This is a genomic window from Halomonas sp. THAF5a, assembly GCF_009363755.1.
Lineage (GTDB): Bacteria > Pseudomonadota > Gammaproteobacteria > Pseudomonadales > Halomonadaceae > Halomonas.
In genome coordinates this window covers 3,006,958-3,023,787 of sequence record NZ_CP045417.1, presented here as the reverse complement: position 1 = coordinate 3,023,787, position 16,830 = coordinate 3,006,958, and the positions used below count along the sequence as shown (strand labels likewise).

17 protein-coding genes are annotated in these 16,830 nt (G+C 68.4%); 16 read left to right on the top strand and 1 reads right to left on the bottom strand.

The features are described from left to right. Positions 1 to 27: 27 nt before the first annotated feature. Complete coding sequence (locus tag FIU83_RS13705; RefSeq protein ID WP_152484561.1) at positions 28 to 1,422, bottom strand: aldehyde dehydrogenase family protein; 1,395 nt, start codon at positions 1,420 to 1,422, stop codon at positions 28 to 30. A 111-nt stretch (positions 1,423 to 1,533) separates the two neighbouring features. Here FIU83_RS13705 and FIU83_RS13700 point away from each other — a divergent pair, with 111 nt between their 5' ends. The 16 genes from FIU83_RS13700 to FIU83_RS13630 all read left to right on the top strand — a co-directional run bounded on the left by FIU83_RS13700 (position 1,534) and on the right by FIU83_RS13630 (position 16,744). Further along, on the top strand, positions 1,534 to 2,667 hold the full coding sequence (locus FIU83_RS13700; protein WP_152484560.1) for a GNAT family N-acetyltransferase: 1,134 nt from the start codon (positions 1,534 to 1,536) through the stop codon (positions 2,665 to 2,667). Positions 2,668 to 2,876: 209 nt separating this feature from the next. Beyond that, entirely contained in the window at positions 2,877 to 4,262 is a 1,386-nt protein-coding gene (locus FIU83_RS13695) for a sigma-54-dependent Fis family transcriptional regulator (RefSeq protein WP_253939479.1), read from the top strand. Positions 4,263 to 5,154: 892 nt separating this feature from the next. Next, positions 5,155 to 5,571 (top strand): hypothetical protein, encoded by a 417-nt coding sequence (locus tag FIU83_RS13690; RefSeq protein WP_152484559.1) that lies wholly within the window; start codon positions 5,155 to 5,157, stop codon positions 5,569 to 5,571. A gap of 106 nt (positions 5,572 to 5,677) precedes the next feature. Continuing rightward, positions 5,678 to 6,421, top strand: a complete 744-nt coding sequence (locus FIU83_RS13685) for a hypothetical protein (protein ID WP_152484558.1) — start codon at positions 5,678 to 5,680, stop codon at positions 6,419 to 6,421. Positions 6,422 to 6,482: 61 nt separating this feature from the next. After that, on the top strand, positions 6,483 to 7,370 hold the full coding sequence (locus FIU83_RS13680; RefSeq protein WP_152484557.1) for a hypothetical protein: 888 nt from the start codon (positions 6,483 to 6,485) through the stop codon (positions 7,368 to 7,370). A 70-nt stretch (positions 7,371 to 7,440) separates the two neighbouring features. After that, a complete protein-coding gene (locus tag FIU83_RS13675; RefSeq protein ID WP_152484556.1) occupies positions 7,441 to 8,148 on the top strand; it encodes a C39 family peptidase in 708 nt (235 codons plus the stop codon). 32 nt (positions 8,149 to 8,180) lie between these two features. Then, positions 8,181 to 8,996, top strand: coding sequence for a hypothetical protein (locus FIU83_RS13670; protein WP_152484555.1), 816 nt, complete (start codon positions 8,181 to 8,183; stop codon positions 8,994 to 8,996). 181 nt (positions 8,997 to 9,177) lie between these two features. After that, a complete protein-coding gene (locus tag FIU83_RS13665; RefSeq protein WP_253939478.1) occupies positions 9,178 to 10,284 on the top strand; it encodes a hypothetical protein in 1,107 nt (368 codons plus the stop codon). Positions 10,285 to 10,473: 189 nt separating this feature from the next. Further along, positions 10,474 to 10,824, top strand: coding sequence for a cell division protein FtsB (gene ftsB, locus FIU83_RS17660; protein ID WP_253939477.1), 351 nt, complete (start codon positions 10,474 to 10,476; stop codon positions 10,822 to 10,824). Next, complete coding sequence (gene ispD, locus FIU83_RS17655; RefSeq protein WP_301538562.1) at positions 10,821 to 11,573, top strand: 2-C-methyl-D-erythritol 4-phosphate cytidylyltransferase; 753 nt, start codon at positions 10,821 to 10,823, stop codon at positions 11,571 to 11,573. The genes ftsB and ispD overlap by 4 nt, the downstream gene beginning before the upstream one ends. Next, a complete protein-coding gene (gene ispF / locus FIU83_RS13655) occupies positions 11,573 to 12,064 on the top strand; it encodes a 2-C-methyl-D-erythritol 2,4-cyclodiphosphate synthase (RefSeq protein ID WP_152485374.1) in 492 nt (163 codons plus the stop codon). Before ispD ends, ispF begins: the two co-directional genes overlap by 1 nt. Further along, complete coding sequence (gene truD, locus FIU83_RS13650; protein WP_152484553.1) at positions 12,057 to 13,172, top strand: tRNA pseudouridine(13) synthase TruD; 1,116 nt, start codon at positions 12,057 to 12,059, stop codon at positions 13,170 to 13,172. The genes ispF and truD overlap by 8 nt, the downstream gene beginning before the upstream one ends. Continuing rightward, positions 13,172 to 13,918: a 5'/3'-nucleotidase SurE gene (gene surE, locus FIU83_RS13645; protein WP_152484552.1), complete on the top strand. Its 747-nt coding sequence runs from the start codon at positions 13,172 to 13,174 to the stop codon at positions 13,916 to 13,918. Before truD ends, surE begins: the two co-directional genes overlap by 1 nt. Further along, a complete protein-coding gene (locus FIU83_RS13640; RefSeq protein WP_152484551.1) occupies positions 13,905 to 14,573 on the top strand; it encodes a protein-L-isoaspartate(D-aspartate) O-methyltransferase in 669 nt (222 codons plus the stop codon). The genes surE and FIU83_RS13640 overlap by 14 nt, the downstream gene beginning before the upstream one ends. A gap of 31 nt (positions 14,574 to 14,604) precedes the next feature. Further along, positions 14,605 to 15,609 carry a DUF368 domain-containing protein gene (locus FIU83_RS13635; RefSeq protein WP_152484550.1) on the top strand — a complete coding sequence of 335 codons (1,005 nt, stop codon included), beginning with the start codon at positions 14,605 to 14,607 and terminating at the stop codon, positions 15,607 to 15,609. Then, positions 15,602 to 16,744, top strand: coding sequence for a peptidoglycan DD-metalloendopeptidase family protein (locus tag FIU83_RS13630; RefSeq protein ID WP_152484549.1), 1,143 nt, complete (start codon positions 15,602 to 15,604; stop codon positions 16,742 to 16,744). The genes FIU83_RS13635 and FIU83_RS13630 overlap by 8 nt, the downstream gene beginning before the upstream one ends. Positions 16,745 to 16,830: the final 86 nt, after the last annotated feature.

Here is a 16,830-nt window from a genome sequence, read left to right as displayed (position 1 = left end):
TTTCGCCTTATTTGTAGTTTTATTACTTTATAGGCCGAGCAGCCTGATCAGCCACTGTCGATGGGGCGGGTTCAGCAGCCCCACCGCGCTGCGCCTGGCCTGCACGAAGACGCTGCGCTGGTGGCTGAAGCGCAGGAAGCCGGCCTCGCCATGGTAGGCGCCCATGCCGCTCTCGCCTACGCCCCCGAAGGGCAGGTCGGGCACGGCGCCTTGCCACAGGGTGTCGTTGAAGGTCACGCCGCCGGAGCGGGTCTCCTCCAGCAGCCGCCGGCGCCGCGTCGGGTCGTCGGTGAAGGCGTAGAGCGCCAGTGGCCGCGGCCCCTCGGCCACCCGGGCCAGGGCGGCCTCGAAGTCGACCAGGCCGATCACCGGCAGCCAGGGGCCGAAGATCTCCTCGCGCATGATCGATAGGTTCGCGGTGGGGTCGACCACCAGGGTCGGCGGCAGTTTCACGCCGCGGGTGAGCTCCACGCGCTCGCCGAGCTCGATCACCCGGCAGCCGTGGTCCCGGGCCTCGGCGAGCATCGCCTCGAGGCGGCCTCGCGCCGCCTCCCCGGGCACCGCCGAATAGTCGTCGCTGGCCGTGCCCCGGGGATAGAAGGCCGCCACCGCCTCTCTCAGCGCCTCGATGAAGGCCGGCAGGCGCGCGGCATCGATCAGCACGTGGTCCGGAGCGATGCAGGTCCGGCCGGCGTTGAGCCACTTGCCGACGGCGATGCGTCGGGCGGCGTGGGCCAGGTCGGCGTCGTCGGCGACGATGGCCGGCGCCTTGCCGCCGAGCTCCAGGGTGACCGGGGTCAGCCGCTTCGCGGCGACGGCCGCCACGTCGCGCCCGATCGACGTCGGGCCGGTGAAGAGCAGGTGGTCGAAGGGCAGGGCGGCGAAGGCGCGGCCCACGTCGGCGTCGCCCTCGACCACCTCGAGCTCCTCGGGGGCGAAGTAGCGCGCCGCCAGCTGTGCCATCAGCGCGGCGGTGGTCGGGGCGTGCTCGCTCGGCTTGATCATCACCCGGTTGCCGGCGGCCAGGGCGTCCACCGCCGGCAGCAGCGCCAGCTGCCAGGGGTAGTTGGCCGGGGCGATGATCCCCACCACACCCAGCGGCTGGCGATGCACCCGCGCCCGGGCGGGCGCCAGGCGCCAGGGCAGGGCCGCGCGGCGCGGCCTCATCCAGCGCTTCAGGCGCCGCCGGGCATGACGCACGGCCTGCAGCAGGGTGGCGATCTCGGCCAGGCGCGTCTCGGCCTCGGCGCGATGGCCGACGTCCTGGCGGATCGCGCGGACGATCTCGTCGCGGTGCTGGCGCGTCATGGTCGCAAGCCGCTTGAGGCGGTCGCGTCGAGTCGCCGCCGAGGGGTAAGGCTCGGCGGTGAAGGCGTGGCGCTGCCGCTCCAGGCGCGCCAGCAGTGCGCGGGCGTCGGCCATGCGCGTCTCCCTGTCGGTGATGGCGGTGGCATCGGGGGTTGGGTCTGCGCACAATGTAGGCGCAATGCCGGTGGCTTGTCAGCCGCCGGCCCCGCTTTCCCCGGAGGCCCCATGCCGGAACTGGTCATGAGCGAGCTGACCGCCATCGAGGCGGTGCCGGCGGCGCGCTGGAACGCCCTGGTGGGCGACGATCATCCCTTTCTGCGCCATGAGTTCCTGCACGCCCTGGAGGCCAGCGGCGCGGCGAGCCCGGCCACCGGCTGGGTGCCGCACCACCTGACCCTGTGGGAGGGCGAGGCGCTGGTCGGCATCCTGCCCCACTACCACAAGCACCACTCCTACGGGGAGTATGTCTTCGACTGGAGCTGGGCCGAGGCCTGGGAGCGCGTGGGTGGCGACTACTATCCCAAGGGGCTCTCGGCGATCCCCTTCACCCCGGCGCCGGGGCCGCGTCTGGCGCTGGCGTCCCATGTCGATCCGCTAGCGGCGCGTCGCCTGCTGGCCCGGGCCTGGGAGGCGGGGGAGCGCTCGAGCTGGCACCTGCTGTTCGCCGAGGCGGAGGAGGTGGCGGCCTGGCGCGAGGCGTGCCCCGCGCTGCTGGCGCGCCGGGGCGTGCAGTTCCAGTGGCGGGACCCCGGCTACGGCGACTTCGAGGGCTTTCTCGCCGCCCTGACCGCCAAGCGGCGCAAGGCGATCCGCCGCGAGCGTCGCCTGGTGGCCGAGCAGGGGCTGACCCTGCACCGCCTGGAAGGCGCGGCCATCGACGCGGACGCCATGGCGCACTTCTTTCGCTGCTACGAGATCACCTACCTCGAGCGCGGCCGCCACGGCTATCTCGGCCTCGACTTCTTCGAGCGCCTGCGCCGCACCCTGCCCGATGCGCTGGTGCTGGTCCAGGCCCGCCACCGGGGGCGGCCGGTGGCCGCCGCGCTCTGCCTGCAGGGCGCGCGCACCCTCTACGGGCGCTACTGGGGCAGCGAGGTGGCCGCCGACTGCCTGCACTTCGAGGCCTGCTACTACCAGGGCATCGAGCACTGCCTGTCGCGGGGTCTGACCCGCTTCGACCCCGGCACCCAGGGGGAGCACAAGCTCGCCCGGGGCTTCGCGCCCCAGCGGCTCACCTCGCTGCATCACATCGCCGATGCCCGGCTGCGCGACGGCGTGGCACGCTTCTGCGCCGAGGAGCGCCGCCACGTCGAGGCCTATGTCGCGGCGGCCGAGACGGCGCTGCCGTTTCGTGGCTAATTCTGGAAGACTGCTATACTCAACCCTGTTTGTAATTATGATGTATCAGATTGTTACACCATGATTCGTTGATATGAACACTGCATCAGGACGTTGCGTCGTGTTCGAGCGACGCGAAGCAATGCTGCAATTTCTATCAGGTGCATAGATTCTGCCGCCCACCATGCCTTGTCGGCGGAACGCCGCCGGAGAGGGAGGGAAGACGCGCAATGGAAGTCAAGCAGGGCTGTTGGATGATCGCCGAGGCACCGGGCGAAGCGGAGCGGTTGGAAGCAACGATTCGTACTCTTGGTTGGGACGTGACACGGCTCTCGCCCCCGTGGTCCGGCTGCTGTCTCGAGGACGACTCCGGGTGCCGCATTGGCGTGGTGCATGTCGATGGCCTGTCGGCCGACCATCTTGGTCAGCTCGAATCGTTGATTCTACGCAGTCGGTGCCTGTGGCTGGCCGTGGCCGCCGAAGACACCCTGGAAGCGGCGGAAAGCCGCAAGCTGATTGCCACGCTGTGCCACGGGGTGGTCGCACCGACCGTCGAGAGCCAGGAGCTTAGCTGTCTGATGCAGCAGGCCCATATGATGTCGACTCTTCAACGACACGACGTGGAGCAGCGAGGCATGTCCGGGGCTGCGTCGAACGACGACTCGGAATACGAGATGGTGGGTTCCACGCCCGTGATGTGGAAGCTGTTTCAAATGATACGCAAGGTGGCCGCCGTGGAAGCGCCGGTGTTCATCAGCGGCGAGTCGGGAACCGGCAAGGAGCTGACCGCCCAGGCGATTCACGAGCGTTCGCCCCGCGCCTCTGCCTGCTTCCATGCCATCAACTGTGGCGCCCTACCGGATCACCTGATCCAGTCGGAACTCTTCGGCCATGAGAAGGGGGCCTTCACAGGGGCGGTGCAGAGAAAGATCGGACGGATCGAGGCGACCGATGGCGGTACCCTCTTCCTCGACGAGATCGGCGACCTGCCGTTCGAGCTGCAGGTCAACCTGCTGCGGTTTCTCGAAACCCGTACCATCCAGCGAGTGGGCGGCCTGGAGGATATTCCCGTCGACGTGCGCATTGTCGCGGCGACCCACGTCGATCTCGAGCGGGCCGTCGAGGAGGGGCGATTCCGTGAAGATCTCTATCACCGCCTGAACGTCCTGCAGATCAAGGTGCCGCCGCTGCGCGAGCATCAGGAGGACATCGAGATACTGGCCCGCTACTTCTTCGAGCGTTTCGCCGGCGAAAAGCCCAGCCATCTCAGGGGCATATCCCGGGAAGCCCTGCTGGTCATGCGGCAGTATTCCTGGCCGGGTAACGTGCGGGAACTCATCAACCGCATGCGTCGCGCCATGATCATGTGTGAACACCGCCTCATCCAGCCCGAAGACCTGGGGATCGAGCGGCGCAAGATGTCGCGCCAGATTCTCACCCTGGAGCAGGCCAAGGATCGGGCCGAGCGCGAGGCGCTGATCGCCGCCCTGGGGCGCAACAAGAACAAGATCCATCCGGCCGCCAAGGAGCTGGGCGTATCTCGCGTCACCATCTATCGGCTGATGGAAAAGCACGGAGTGATTCGGCCGGAGTCTTCCGTCCAGCCGACCCCCTAATCCCTGTGTCGAGGCGCCGTTCCAGGAATAGGCGGGGCAGGGCCGATTCCCGAATCGGCTGATGGCGGACAGGACTCGCTGCCCCTCTCGATGCGCCATGAGGCATGCTTCATGACGCTTTGCGGCCGGCGCAGGTCCGCGCCTGCCGCCTATCCTTCCTCCCAAACACGAATATCGTCGCGACACCGACGCTTCGGCACGTGGCTCTCCGGCACGTGGCTCTCAAGCAAGTGGCTCTCCAACACGTGGCTTCATGCCGGCGCTGCCCGCAGCGCCGTGTCCCGCTCGGCGCCGCAGGCGGCTCGCCGATGGGACTCTCCCCGGGGAGGGGGGGGCGACACGGTATCCATCCTTGGTCGTGCAAGGCACGCACGCCCCGATTTTCCGCCTGCGCCGATCCGAAGACGGCGTAACGGTGCCAGACGCCCTTTTGATCGCTGACCGAATACGTTGCGCTCGCCGAGGGCGCGGCCGTCGCGTCTGTCGCCCGAGTCGCGAGGCCGGTGTTCAGCCGGCGGCAAATCGCGGGTTCAGACACCGATACGGGTCGCTTCGACGCGCGAAAAGAGCGCGCCTCGCGTTCGACGTCACGATCAAACAAAGTTCTTTTAGCCATAAAAACAGTGGTCTGCATGTCTTCAAGGTGTTTTTGTCAGCAAATGTTACATCTTGTTTCCACTTTTCCGCAGAGAGCGACAAAGGCCCGGCGGCAGCGGTCCAGGCCCATCGAGCGACTCGGTATCGGTGGTAAAGGTAAATATTGTTACGCAAAAGCAACAGTTTTCCGCGCACACATTTGGACGATTTTTATAAAAAACTCGGAAAATCATAGATTTGATAATTTTGGCACGGGTATTGCCATATACATTTTGAAACAAAAAGGGGATCGGACATGCCGACACGCCACCAGCACACAGCGACCACGCTCGAAACGGCGAGCTGCACCGGGTCAAGCCGCACTCAGCAGTCCCGCGCTGCTCGGTCGTTAATCATCGCGGTGGCGATCACGACCGGCGTGCTGGTGTCTGCCGCGGCTCTTGCCGATGACGCAACCCGGCGGGACGTCGACGGACAGGCATTTAAGCGGCAAGGCGGTACGCGGGTGGAAGCGCTTTCCCCAGAAACGCTGGCCGAGATCAGGGGGCGCTACGCCCGCGAGTCGGCCTCGGCGATCGACGAAGGGCTCGGGGTCATTCTTTGGGACGAGGGGCGTTCCGTTCGCAAAGGGGGTGGCAGCGATACCAATCGCCGTCATGAAGCGTCCGGACATCGCAACCATCAGAGTCAGACGGTCAGGGTCGGGCAGTAACGATAAAAGCCGTAACGAAAAAAGCAGTAATCGTAAAAAATACGACCGGCGATGGCTCCATGGATGCATTGCTAATTCTCAAGACAAATAGCGCCAGGTGAATTCGATGATGAGCGTTAACGACAAGACAGCCGTATCGAGCCGGAAAGGCGCCTTCGAGGGCTTCGCCCCGAAGCGCCTGACCGCTCGACATCGGGCCCGCGGGGCGGCCGCCGCCCTGATGGCCGCGGGGCTGTCGACGCTCGTCACGGTCGGCGGCGGGGCGCTGGCCTGGGGGCAGGAGAGCCTTTCGGATGAGGTCCATCATCGGGTCTTCACCAGCTACCGCGCCGCTTCGATCATCGACGGCAGCTCCCTGAGCAACGTTCAGGGCGCCATAAACGTCAACATGGCCGCCGGCAGTCAAAACCTGCAGAGCAACGCCGGCGTCATCGCCATGGGCGAGAACGCCCTGGCCAGCAACATCGTGGTGCAAATCGTCACGACCAATAATCGCCTCGTGCCGGAACAGGCCAGCGCCGTCATCGAAGACCACGCGCTGAGTCAGGCGGTTGGCTGGATTTCCGTCAACCAGGTCGCGGGGCAGGAGAATGTGCAGAGCAACACCCTGAGTGTGGCTCTGGGCATAAGGGGCAGCTCCCTGAGCAGCGAGACGCTGGGCCAGGTGCTGTCCCGCACGCAGGAGCCGACGGAGGAGTCGGAAGATACCGCGTCGTCACGGCGAGTCGCCATCGACGAGACGGCCTTTGCCGGGTCGCGCGGCGTCATCCAGGTGAATCAGTCGGCAGGAAGGGGCAACGCTACCGGGAACCATGTCGGTGTCCGCATGACATCCGATGCTCGCAGATAGCGGTAGGCGTGCCTTAACAATACCAAGAGCAAGAACCTCAGGTTCATTCAGGAGAAAGACCATGAAAACCTTCGCTAAGACTCCGCTCGCCCTGGCCATCACCGCCCTGCTCGCCGCACCCTATGCGCTGGCAACGAACACTGGCGGTGGCGACAGCGACAATGAGTTCTCCACCAGTGCCGCCCTCGATGTCACCGTCGAAAACTCGATCGACGTCGAGGTCAACCACAAGGTCGACAACGATATCGACGTGGATCTCACGCTGGATGCCACAGTGCACGATCCCGACCACTTCTCCACCGCGACCGTGGATCGCAAGCAGTACATGGATGGTAACACCGTCTACGACGATCTGAGCAATAACAGTGCCGGGACCCTGAACTCCGGCAACAACGCCCAGGGCAATATCGGGGTCAACATCGCCAGCGGCGGCCTGAACGGCCAGGCCAACGACGCCGCCATCTCCAAGGGCAGCGAGGGGGAAACCACCGAAACATATACCGTTGATACTATCTTTGGTGAGAAAGAGGTAGAGAAGACCTACGAGTCCATGGTCTTTGCCAAGGCCGCGACCTTCTCGATCCAGTCGAGCTCGAACAACAGCTACGACAACGATGGCACCACGAACAGCGCCGGCGCCAGCGACTCGTTCAACACCGCCTCGGGCAACCTGGGGGTGAACATGGCCGCAGGCTTCGGCAACGGCCAGCACAACGGCATGACACTGGCGGTGGGCCAGAACAGCTCCGCCGAGGCGACGGTGGCCGGCGTCCAGACCGTCTACGGCAACGAGCTGGACAACGACGTGGCCTGCGGTTGCACCGTCAATACCAACACCGCCTCGCTTACCAACAGCTTCAACAACGCGACCGGCAATGTCGGCGTCAACATCGCCGCCGGCAATGCCAACCTGCAGAGCAACACGCTCTCCATCGCTCGCGCCCAGTGAGCCGATGCCACGGCCCTACCCGGTCCGCCCCTGGCGGGCCGGGTATTTCCGCTTCGGCAGGGGGATCACGATGCCAGGGCTACACACCACCCTCACGGGGCTGCTGACGGCAGCCTTTATGACCACCGGCGCCCTCGTGGCCGAGGCCGCGCCTGTGCGGTTGGGCAACGTCGTGCCCGGGACGAGCGTCGTCAAGCCGGTGCAGAGCATTCAGGAGCGTCGCTTCGCGAACCTGGTGGCCCAGGAGACCGACTTCTCCTGCGGCGCCGCCTCCCTGGCGACCATCCTGAAGTACGCCTACGGGCGTTCCGAGGTGACCGAGGCGGCGGTGCTCGAGGGCATGTTCGAGATCGCCGACGCCGACCAGGCGAGGAAGTTGGGCTTCTCGCTGCTCGATCTCAACAACTACGTCCAGACCGTCGGCCTGCGCGGCCGCGGCTACAGGATCGACGAGCCCGCCCTGGATACAGTCTCGATTCCCGTCATCGTCCTGCTGGACCTGGACGGTTATCAGCACTTTGTGGTGATGAAGAAGGTGGCCGGCGATCGGGTCTATATCGGCGACCCGGCGCTGGGTAACAAGGTCATGCCGCGGGATGAGTTCCTCGCGGCCTGGAACAACATCATCTTCGCCGTGGTGGGCGAGAATTTCGACACCCACACGGTGCTGCTGGACCCGGAGCAGCCGCTGACGGCGCGCCGGCTGGCCGACGTCTTCTCACCGGTCCCGAAACAGCGGCTGCTGGATTTCGGGTTTCGTCATGCCGAAGTGTTCTGAAGATTCGCAAGGCTACACACGAGGGGCAAGTCATGAACCGCTTGAAAAGCCAATGGTGGCGGTGTCGCGGAACGTTCGGCGTCTCGCTGATCGGCGCATCGCTGGTGCTCTCTGCTCCCCTGGCGGCGCGAGCGGCCACGGTGGCGACCGATTTCAGCAGTCCGGTCTTCCAGCACAGCCGTCAGCTGTCCGATCATGAGCTCGCCCAGCTGCGGGGCAAGGCCGTCAACAGCCGCGAGGTGCTGTTCTTCGGCGTGGAGATGTCCATGGACTGGAGCACGGCCGCGGGGGAGAAGGTCCACGCCCGGGCCAACCTGGGGTTTGACATGGCCAGCGGTCAGCCGTCGCCGACCTTCTCCTCCCACATCACTGCGACCACCCCGGAAGAGTATGCGGCCTATCGGCAGTCGACGGTGGGGCAGGGAGCCGTGATCGACGGGGGCACTGCCAACGGCACGGGGGTCGTGCAGCTGGTTCAGGCCGGCGGCGACTTCAACAGCGCCAACAACGCCTTCTGGATCGACGTCGGCCATGAGGTGGGCCGTGGCGAGATGCCGGCGGCCAACAACGCGCTCGGGATGACGACGCCGGGCGGCGCCCAGGTGTCGATCGACCGGCAATCCGGCCGTCTGGGCATGACGCTTGACCTGCCGGGGGCGGGCCTGGCGCGCCAGGAGATCGTCTCGCGTCGCGGGCTGCGTCAGTCCATTCAGCTCTCCAGCAACCGGCAGCAGGTCCGCAACATGACACGGCTGCGTATTCAGCTGGGCGAGGCCACCGGCGCCACGAGCCGGCAGGACATGCAGCGCATGCTGGAATCCATCCGCGTGCTCGAGCGCATCCAGTAACGCGTTTACCGACGTTACGAATCCAAATGGCCGATTTTACTCGGCCTTTTTTCTTATTGTCCGGTCCGTTCGGATCGGCTGGCTTCCCTGATGCAGCGTGACGCGCCGCCTCACCTTTTCTTTTCACGGCTCGACGGGCAAGATGCGCCTTACCGGGTTCATGCACTCAGGGGAGTTAACGATGCCGGATAATAATGTTTACAATAGGGTTTACAACAACTTGCAAAGCGCCGCGTGCCGCGGCTCGGCGCTGCTGCTGCTCGCCGCTTTTATCTCGCCACTCGCCGTGGCGCAGGGAGGCGCTAATGACGAGCGCATTCGCGAGGCGCAGCCCAGCCAGAGCGTGAAAGACGTCCTACGTGAGGAGCACGCGCTCTTTTCCCGGCGCCTGACGATCGAGCCCGGCATTAGCTACTCCTATTCGGACCGTAGCGAGTTGGGGCTGAGCGGTTTCCTCGCCCTCGATGCCATCTTTCTGGGCAACATCAGCGTCGATAACGTCGAGAGTCATACGACGACTTTCGACGTGACCGCGCGCTACGGCATCACGGATCGCCTGGAGGTGGAGCTCTCCATCCCCTATGTCTACCGCAACAGCCGTTACGAAACGGGCGGCGCGGGGGGGAACCCTGACGCCCCGGTCGATGCCACCGTCGAACAGGGGCGTCTGGGAGACGTCAGCGCCGGACTCTACTACCGTGTGCTGCCAGAGGCCGAGGTGCGTCCCGATGTCGTCTGGAACCTGTCCGTTCGGGCGCCCACCGGCAAGCACCCCTACGACATCCGCACCACCACGATAGACCGTGGAGACGGTGAGCTGGAGAACCTCACCGTGCCGAAGGATCTGCCCTCGGGCAACGGCGTGTGGGGAGTGAGCACGGGGCTGTCGTTTCTGAAAACCGTCGATCCGGCGATTATCTTTGCCAACGTGGGATACACCCATAACATCGAGCGCAGCTTCGACGATATCAGCTCGGGTGAGGAAGCCGTGCCCGGCGACGTGAATCTTGGCGACACCATCAGCATGGGCTTCGGCACGGCCTTCGCTCTGAATCAGCGTTTCAGCCTCTCCATGTCGCTGTCGCATCAGCACTCCTTCGAAACGAAAATCACCTCCGGCGGTCGGGAGCAGGAAGTGATCGGCAGCGGCGCCAACGCGGCGTCCGTCAACTTCGGCGCCACCTATGGCCTCACGGATTCGACGTCTATCGTGACCAACGTGGGCGTCGGGATGACGGATGATGCGCCCGACCTCACCCTGGATTTCAGGCTGCCCTTCCAAATGTAATTTCCTGTATGCTTCCCTCCTTTTCATGGCCTTTCCGCGCGTGAGGAGGAGGGCATTGCGGTCGATGCCCACGGCGCCGCGTCGCCTCCTCGGGGCATGGCCGCTATCGTGTCGCGCTCTCGCCTCGCCGCTTTGCACCACAAGATGGCATAATGCCGCCATTGATCCCCTCGTGACGGATGCTCCCGCATGTTGAAGTGGCTGGCCATCGTGCTCACCCTGCTGATCGCCCTGCTGCAGTTTCGCCTGTGGCTCGGCGAGGGCGGTCTTCGCGAGCTCGCCGAGGTGCGCGCGCGCGTCGCGGCCCTGGAGGCCGAGAACCAGCCGCTGCGCGACCGCAACGCCCGTCTCGCCGCCGAGGTCGTCGACCTCAAGACCGGGCTGGACGCCATCGAGGAGCGGGCGCGCAGCGATATCGGCATGGTGAGAAGCGACGAGCAGTTCTTCTGGGTGCCCGGCGTGGCGGTGGAGGCCAGCGGCCAGGCGGTCAACGCCGGGCTGATCGGCCTGCCGGCGCCGGGCACGGAGGGGCGCCCGTGAGCGACCGACCATGGCTCGTGGTGCCCGCGGCGGGGCAGGGACGCCGGATGGGCGCCGACCGCCCCAAGCAGTACCTCACGCTGGCCGGCCGCCCGGTGCTGGCCTGTACCCTGGCGCGGCTCCACGAGGCCCTGCCCGAGGCGCGGCTCTGCCTCTGCCTGGACCCGGACGACGCCCACTTCGACCCCGCCTGGGTGCCCTTCGCCGACTGGCGCCGAACGCCCGGCGGCGCCGAGCGGGTCGACTCGGTGATCGCGGCCCTGGCGGCCATCGCCCCGGACGCCGCGGACGACGACCTGGTGCTGGTCCACGACGTGGCCCGGCCCTGCGTCACTGTGGAGGACCTCGAGCGCCTGGTGGCCGCCCTGGCCGACGACCCCGTGGGGGGGCTTCTGGCCGCGCCGGTCGCCGATACCATGAAGCGCGACGACGGCGCCGGGCGGGTGGCCGCCACCGAGTCCCGGGAGGGGCTCTGGCACGCCTTCACCCCCCAGGGCTTCCGCTTCGGTCCGCTGCGCCGGGCTCTCCATGACGCCCTCGCCGGGGGCGCTCGCGTCACCGATGAGGCCTCGGCGGTGGAGGCCGCCGGACAGGCGCCGCGGCTGGTCGCCGGACGGCGCGACAATCTCAAGATCACTCATCCCGAGGACCTGGCCCTGGCCGAGCTGGTGTTGCTGGCCCAGCGGCAGGCCGCCCAGGACGCCTCATCGACACCCGAGGTGCCCCCGGCGGGGGCAGACAGCGCATGATGCGAATCGGCCATGGCTTCGACGTCCATCGCTTCGGCGAGGGCGACCACCTGATGATCGGCGGCGTCGCCGTGCCCTTCGACCACGGCTTCGTGGCCCACTCCGACGGCGACGTGCTGCTGCACGCGGTCTGCGACGCCCTGCTCGGCGCCTGCGGCCTCGGCGACATCGGCCGCCACTTCCCCGACACCGACCCGGCCTGGGCCGGCGCCGACAGTCGGGCGCTGCTGCGCCATGTGGCGGGCCTCGCCCGGGAGGCCGGCTACCGGGTCGGCAACCTGGACGCCACGGTGCTCGCCCAGGCGCCGAAGCTCGCCCCCCATGTCGCCACCATGGCCGAACGCATCGCCGAGGACCTCGGCGTCGCGGCCGCGGCGGTCAACGTCAAGGCCACCACCACCGAGCGGCTCGGCTTCACCGGCCGCGGCGAGGGCATCGCCGCCGAGGCGGTGGTGCTGCTGATGCGCGAGGGGGCCGGCGCCGATGCATGAGGCCACGGCGACGCACGCCCAGGACGCCATCGACTGGCCGCTGGCCTGGCCGCGGGTGCTGGACGACGCCCTCGGCCCGCCGCCGGCCGGCGACTACCGCGCCGCGCCCGAGGACTTCAGGGTCGAGGAGGTCCTCGACTTCGCCCCGGAGGGGGAGGGCGAGCACCTGTGGCTGTTTGTCGAGAAGCGCGACCTGACCACCGCCATGGCGGTGCGCGAGCTGGCGCGGCTCTGCGAGGCCTCCCCCCGGGCGGTCGGCTATGCCGGCATGAAGGATCGCGTGGCGGTGACCCGCCAGTGGCTCTCGGTGCAGCTGCCGGGCCGCGAGGCCCCCGAGGGGCTCGTCGAGCGGCTCGCCGGGCGCGGCATCCACGTGCTCGAGCAGGCCCGCCATCCCCGCAAGCTCAAGCGCGGCGTGCATCGCGCCAACCGCTTCTCGCTGCGCCTCACCGGCGCGGCGGTCGAGGACCCCGGCCTCGAGGCGCGCTGGGCGCGGCTCTGCCAGGAGGGGGTCGCCAACTACTTCGGCCCCCAGCGCTTCGGCCCCCACGGGCGCAACCTGCAGCGCGCTCGGGGCGTGCTGGCGCGTGGCTGGCGCAAGCGCGACGATCGCGACGGCATGCTGCTCTCGGCGGCGCGCAGCTTCCTGTTCAACGAGCTGCTCGCCGCGCGGATCCGCGACGGCAGCTGGGCGACCCCGCTGCCCGGCGAGGTGGTGATGCTCGACGGCAGCGCCAGCCAGTTCGGCGTCGCGCCGGAGGAGGCCGAGGGGCTCGTCGAGCTACGCGAGCGGGCCGCGCGCCTCGACCTGCACCCGGCCGGCGCGCTGTGGGGCTCGGGCGACTCCCGGGCCGCCGGCGAGGCGGGTGCGCGGGAGGCCGCCGTCATGGCGCGCTATCCGCATCTCTGCGACGGCCTCGAGCGGGCCGGGGTGCGCCTGGGGCGCCGGGCGCTGCGACTGCGTCTCGGCGAGCCGTCGCTCGCCCGCTGCGACGGCGCCCTGTGGCTCTCGTTCAGCCTGCCCCGGGGGGCCTTCGCCACCGCCGTGCTGCGCGAGCTGATCGCCCATCCGACTCTCGATCCCGCGTCCCCCGACAGGAGCTCCTGATGCGCCGACTGCTGCTTTCCAACGACGATGGCGTTCATGCGCCGGGGCTGCGCGCCCTCTATGATGCCCTGCTGCCCTACGCCAGGCTGCGGGTGGTGGCGCCCGACCGCGACAAGAGCGGGGCGAGCAACTCGCTCACCCTGAGTCGGCCGCTGTCGCTGTCGTCCCTCGACAACGGCTTCTACAGCGTCGACGGCACCCCGGCGGACTGCGTCTACTTGGGCGTCAACGGCGTCTGGGACGAGCGGCCGGACCTCGTGATCTCGGGCATCAACCACGGCGGCAACCTGGGCGACGACGTGCTCTATTCCGGCACCGTGGCGGCCGCCATGGAAGGGCGCACCCTGGGCACGGCGGCCATCGCCATGTCGCTGGTCGGCTCGCGCCACTTCGCGACCGCCGGGCGGGTCGCGGCGAGCCTGGTGGGGGCGGCGGACCGGCTCTCGCTGCCGCCGCGCAGCCTGCTCAACGTCAACGTGCCGGACCTGCCCTGGGAGGAGCTGCGCGGCTTCCGAGTCACCCGCATGGGCCATCGCGGCCCGGCGGCCCGCCCCCTCGAGGTGCGCGATCCCCGCGGTCGGCTGCGCTACTGGATCGCCGCCGCGGGCGAGAACGCCGACGACGGCCCGGACACCGACTTCGCCGCCGTCGAGGCGGGCTATGTTTCCATCACGCCGCTGCAGACCGACCTGACCCGGCATGCAGCGCGCGACGACGTGCAGGACTGGCTGGATGCCCTCATCTGAACTGCTGCGCGGTGTCGGCATGACATCGCAGCGCACCCGCGATCGCATGGTGCGCCGCCTGGCCAACCAGGGGGTGCGCGACCGCCGCGTGCTGGAGGTCATGGCCCGAGAGCCGCGCCACCTCTTCCTCGACGAGGCGCTGTCGCACCGCGCCTACGAGGACTCCTCGCTGCCCATCGGTCACGGCCAGACCCTCTCCCAGCCCTGGATGGTGGCGCGGATGACCGAGCTCGTGATCCAGGAGGCGCCGTCGCGGGTGCTGGAGGTCGGCACCGGCTCCGGCTACCAGACCCTGGTGCTGTCGCGGCTGGTCGCGGAACTCTGGTCCGTGGAGCGGATCAATGCCCTGCAGCGCCGCGCCGCCGAGCGGCTGCGCGGGCTCGAGGCGAGCAACGTGCGGCTGCGCCTGGCCGATGGCGGTCACGGCTGGTCGGAGGAGGCGCCCTTCGACGTCATCCTGCTGACCGCCTGCGCCAGCGAGCTGCCCGGCCCGCTGCTCGCCCAGCTCGGCGAGGAGGGGGTGCTGATCGCCCCCCTGGCCCAGCCCGACGGCAGCCAGTGGCTGACCCGGGTGCGCCGGCGCGGCGACGGCTTCGCCAGCGAGCGGCTGGAGCCGGTGCGCTTCGTGCCCCTGCTCGAGGGCGTCATCCGGTGAGCAGGGCATCATTCGTGGAAAGGAGACGGCTGTGAAGCGTCATCTCGGAATCTTCTTCAGGGGCGCGGGCATGGGGGCCGCCGATGCCGTCCCCGGCGTCTCCGGCGGCACCATCGCCTTCGTCACCGGCATCTACGAGGAGCTGATCCACACCATCAAGCAGTTCGGGCCGGGGGCCTTCGTGGCGTGGCGAACGGGCGGGCTCGCGCGCCTGGCGCGGCACCTCAACCTGGCCTTCCTGCTGCCGCTGCTGGCCGGGATCCTGCTGAGCCTGTTCAGCGTGGCGCACCTGGTCGTCTGGCTGATCGACGACTACCCCCTGCTGCTCAACGGCTTCTTCTTCGGCCTGGTGGCGGCCTCCGCCGTGGTGGTCAGTCGCCACCCGGAGGACTGGCGCTGGTGGCATCTGGTGCCGCTGGCCGTCGGCCTGCTGCTGGCCCACGGGTTGCCGTCGCTGATGCCGCTGGTCGCGGGGCTCGGCCATCCCGACCTGGTGCTGGTGGTGGGGGGCGCCATCGCCATCAGCGCGCTGCTGCTGCCCGGGGTCTCGGGCAGCTTCCTGCTGCTGACCATGGGGCTCTACGGCACGGTGATGGAGGGGATCCGCGGCTTCGACATGGGGCTGATGGCGCTGTTCGGCGCGGGCTGCCTGGTCGGCCTGTTCGGCTTCTCGCGGCTGCTCTCCTGGCTGTTGCGCCATCACCATACCCCGACCCTGCAGCTGCTGGTCGGCTTCATCATCGGCTCGCTGCCGGTACTCTGGCCGTGGCGCGAACTGGTACGCTACCAGCTGGGCGCCGAGGGCCAGATGATCCCCCTCGACTATCGCTATCTGACCCCGGCCGACTTCGCCGAGCTGACCGGCGAGCCCGCCCAGCTGCTGGCGGTGATCGCCCTGATGCTGGCCGGTGCCGCCCTGGTGCTGCTGCTCGCCTGGGCCAACCGTTCCGCCGAGGCCGCGCGGCCGGTCGCCCGCCGCGCGGCGATCGCCGGCCCCCGACAAGGTGCTGACAAGGAGGAAGGCTCCGATGCATAAGGTATTTCTGATTTCCGGGCTGGCGCTGGCGCTGGCCGGCTGCGCCGCCCAGCAGGGCGCGAGCGGTCCCGTCCAGGTCCGCGACCTCTCGGCCGCCCGCGCGGAGACGCGCCCGGCCCAGTACACCGTCGAGGCGGGGGATACCCTCTATGGCATCGCCTGGCGCCACGACATGGACTATCGCGACCTGGCGCGCCTCAACCGCATCGGCCCGCCCTACCGCATCGAGCCCGGCCAGACGCTGACCCTCGGCGGCGAGGGAGCGGGCGCCGCGGCGTCCGCCCAGGCCGAGTCCCAGGGCGGCGGCGTGGTGGCCACCGGCCTCGGCGGCGCGGCCTCGGCCAGCGGCGAGGACCTCGACTGGCTGATGCCCGACGAGAGCGCCATCGAGCGCAACCGGCGCCTCTCGGCCGATCGCCAGCAGGACGATCCGTCACAGGGCCCCAGCCAGACGGCCATGGAGAGCGCCGATGCCGTATCGGGTGCCGATCAGGGCCCGGGCCCGGTCTACAGCTACGACAGCCCCGGGGCGGATGGCGAGCTGAGCGAGCGCGACCTGGCCGAACGCCGCGAGCGGGATGCCGAGTCCCGGCAGGTGGCCGCCGAGGGCACCGAGCCGGCCGCCGAGCAGGAGCCCGAGCAGGCCGCCCAGGCGCCGTCCGAGCCGAGCGGCGAGGCCCCGGCGGCCGCCGACGAGGGCGCCTCGGTGGCCGGCGAGCCCGACGCTCCGGCGAGCGACGAGCGGCGCTACACCCCGGTGGACGAGGTCCCCTGGCAGTGGCCCGCACCCGGCGAGGTGGTGGGACGCTTCGGCGAGGGCAGCAGCATCACCGCCGGCATTGATATCGCGGGGCAAAAGGGGCAGTCTGTCAAGGCAGCCGGGCCGGGGATCGTGGTCTACGCGGGCAGCGGTGTCAGGGGCTACGGCAACCTGATCCTGCTCAAGCATAACGACCAGTTCCTCAGCGCCTACGCCCACAATCAGGCCCTTCACGTCGAGGAGAACGACGTGGTCGAGGCCGGCGAGGTCATCGCCACCATGGGTGACAGCGATGCCGAGGATGTCAGGCTGCACTTCGAGGTGCGCAAGGACGGCCAGCCTCAGGATCCCCTGGAGTATCTGCCGCCTCGCTGATCCCGGTCGGCGGCGGCCATCACCCAGGGCAGAGGGTCCGGGACACTCAACAATAATAATCTCGTGCGTCGATCGTCCGGCCTTGG

Coding starts and splice junctions, on each gene's coding strand:
- FIU83_RS13675 (WP_152484556.1), top strand. CDS start 7,441: ATGCCAGGGCTACACACCACCCTCACGGGGCTGCTGACGGCAGCCTTT.
- ftsB (WP_253939477.1), top strand. CDS start 10,474: ATGTTGAAGTGGCTGGCCATCGTGCTCACCCTGCTGATCGCCCTGCTG.
- FIU83_RS13695 (WP_253939479.1), top strand. CDS start 2,877: ATGGAAGTCAAGCAGGGCTGTTGGATGATCGCCGAGGCACCGGGCGAA.
- FIU83_RS13680 (WP_152484557.1), top strand. CDS start 6,483: ATGAAAACCTTCGCTAAGACTCCGCTCGCCCTGGCCATCACCGCCCTG.
- FIU83_RS13670 (WP_152484555.1), top strand. CDS start 8,181: ATGAACCGCTTGAAAAGCCAATGGTGGCGGTGTCGCGGAACGTTCGGC.
- FIU83_RS13640 (WP_152484551.1), top strand. CDS start 13,905: ATGCCCTCATCTGAACTGCTGCGCGGTGTCGGCATGACATCGCAGCGC.
- ispF (WP_152485374.1), top strand. CDS start 11,573: ATGCGAATCGGCCATGGCTTCGACGTCCATCGCTTCGGCGAGGGCGAC.
- FIU83_RS13630 (WP_152484549.1), top strand. CDS start 15,602: ATGCATAAGGTATTTCTGATTTCCGGGCTGGCGCTGGCGCTGGCCGGC.
- surE (WP_152484552.1), top strand. CDS start 13,172: ATGCGCCGACTGCTGCTTTCCAACGACGATGGCGTTCATGCGCCGGGG.
- FIU83_RS13700 (WP_152484560.1), top strand. CDS start 1,534: ATGCCGGAACTGGTCATGAGCGAGCTGACCGCCATCGAGGCGGTGCCG.
- FIU83_RS13705 (WP_152484561.1), bottom strand. CDS start 1,422: ATGGCCGACGCCCGCGCACTGCTGGCGCGCCTGGAGCGGCAGCGCCAC.
- FIU83_RS13685 (WP_152484558.1), top strand. CDS start 5,678: ATGATGAGCGTTAACGACAAGACAGCCGTATCGAGCCGGAAAGGCGCC.
- truD (WP_152484553.1), top strand. CDS start 12,057: ATGCATGAGGCCACGGCGACGCACGCCCAGGACGCCATCGACTGGCCG.
- FIU83_RS13665 (WP_253939478.1), top strand. CDS start 9,178: ATGCCGGATAATAATGTTTACAATAGGGTTTACAACAACTTGCAAAGC.
- FIU83_RS13690 (WP_152484559.1), top strand. CDS start 5,155: ATGCCGACACGCCACCAGCACACAGCGACCACGCTCGAAACGGCGAGC.